The sequence below is a fragment of the Arthrobacter sp. H41 genome (genome assembly GCF_000520535.1).
Taxonomy (GTDB): domain Bacteria; phylum Actinomycetota; class Actinomycetes; order Actinomycetales; family Micrococcaceae; genus Arthrobacter_D.
On the sequence record NZ_KI914835.1, the window covers coordinates 1 to 1,996 of the forward strand.

Annotated in this window: 2 protein-coding genes; one reads left to right on the plus strand and one right to left on the minus strand. The window is 67.8% G+C overall.

All coding sequences use genetic code 11. The features are described 5' to 3' along the window. The coding region (locus Y705_RS0115140; protein WP_026533470.1) for a M56 family metallopeptidase at window positions 1-918 on the plus strand (918 nt) is incomplete at its 5' end. Between the two features lie 113 nt (window positions 919-1,031). On the opposite strand, the gene Y705_RS20480 is transcribed toward Y705_RS0115140, so the two are convergent. Beyond that, on the minus strand, window positions 1,032-1,996 hold a 965-nt coding region (locus Y705_RS20480; RefSeq protein ID WP_253908650.1), incomplete at its 5' end, for a toprim domain-containing protein.

The window sequence follows — 1,996 nt, forward strand, 5'->3', positions numbered from 1 at the left end:
CGGGCACGGTGGCCGGCCCGCGCCCCCTTCACTGCCATGGTTCTCTGGCAGTCGATCGCCCTTGCCGGCGGTCTCTCGATGATTGGGGCCATGCTTGTCTGGGGCCTCGAGCCGCTCGGCGACAACCTTGTGTCGGCCGCGGGTGGTTTTTGGGACGTTGCCAGGAACCAGCGGCCTGCCGAGACGCTCGGCGTCGTCCACGTCTTCGCACTCAGTGCGGCTTTCCTCCTCGGCGCACACCTGATTTTCACCCTGATGCTGACCTTCGTCCGAATCCGCCGCCAGCGCCGCCACCACCGGGACCTGCTCGGGCTGCTCAGCTCACCCGCGCTCGACACTCCCGCCACCCTCGTCATCAATCACCCGGCCCCGGTGGCCTACTGCCTTCCCGGCGGAGCCCGGTCGGTGACGGTGCTGTCCGACGGCCTGCTGGACCTCCTGTCCCGCGAAGAGCTCGACGCCGTCCTCACCCATGAACGCGCCCACCTCCAGCAGCGGCACCACCTGCTGCTCTGGGCGTTCGCCGCATGGCGCGCGGCGCTGCCGTGGTTGCCGACCTCCCAGCTGGCGCAGCGCTCGGTCAACGAACTGATCGAGATGCTTGCCGACGACGAAGCGTTGAAGCACGTCGAGGAAGCCACACTGGTGCGCGCGATCGCCATTGTCGCCTCGGGGTCGCCCCCGCCGGCTTCCGAGGACGAATGGCAGACACCTCCGGAGTTCCCGACCCTCACGGCGCTGCCGGCGTTCGACCCCGGGACCGCGAGCACCCTAGAGGCCACCGCGCAGCGCCTCCGCAGGCTCCTCACTCCCCTGCCCCCGCTGTCAGTCCTGCAGCGCGGCACCGTTCTGGGCACCGCCGCCCTGTTGCTGACCGTGCCGCCCATCCTCCTGGTGGCGCCGGAGCTGCTGGGCTGAGCTAGTGGCGTCGAGCGCCCTGGAGCAGGTCGATTGGAACGCGGAAACCGTGCGGGGGGACCTGGGCAAAGCCGTTCAGCCTGCTGACCCGGACCGGCGCGGTGTCGACACCACTAGGCGTCGATGCGGTCCCGGTCCAGGCTCGCCGCTCCCGCGACGATGAAGTCCTTCCGCGGTGCCACGTCACTGCCCATCAGGAGGTCGAACACACGTTCGGCGGACTCCGCCTCCTGGATCCGGACGCGGCGGAGCGTCCGGTGGCGCGGATCCATGGTGGTTTCCGCGAGCTGCCCCGCGTCCATTTCACCAAGCCCCTTGTAGCGCTGGATGGGCTCCTTGAAGCGCTTGCCCGACTTCTCCATTGCTGCGAGAAGCCGGTGCAGCTCGTTCTCCGAGTAGGTGTACACCATCTCATTGGGCTTCGAACCGGCGTTGATCACCTCGACGCGGTGGAGCGGCGGCACGGCGGCGTACACCCGGCCGGCCGTCACCAGCGGGCGCATGTACCGGAAGAAGAGCGTCAGCAGGAGGGTTCGGATATGGGCACCGTCCACATCGGCGTCCGTCATCAGGATCACCTTGCCGTAGCGGCGCGCATCGAGCTGGAAGCTGCGCCCGGAGCCGGCGCCCACCACCTGGATCAGGGCGGCGCACTCGGCATTGGACAGCATGTCCCCTACCGAGGCTTTCTGCACATTCAGGATCTTGCCGCGGATGGGGAGCAGCGCCTGGTAGTCCGAGGACCGCGCCAGTTTCGCCGTCCCGAGTGCGCTGTCACCCTCGACGATGAACAGCTCGGACCGCTCGGCGTCATCGATCCGGCAGTCCGCGAGCTTGGACGGCATCGAGGACGTCTCCAGGGCATTTTTCCGCCGTTGGGTTTCCTTGTGCACGCGTGCCGAAATGCGGGACTTCATTTCGGCGACCACTTTTTCAAGAAGCATGGCCGACTGCGGTTTGTCGTGGCGGGCCGTCGAGTTGAGCCGGGCCTGGATCTCCTTCTCGACGACCTTCGCCACGATGGCCCGCACCGCGGAGGTTCCGAGGATCTCCTTGGTCTGGCCCTCGAACTGCGGCT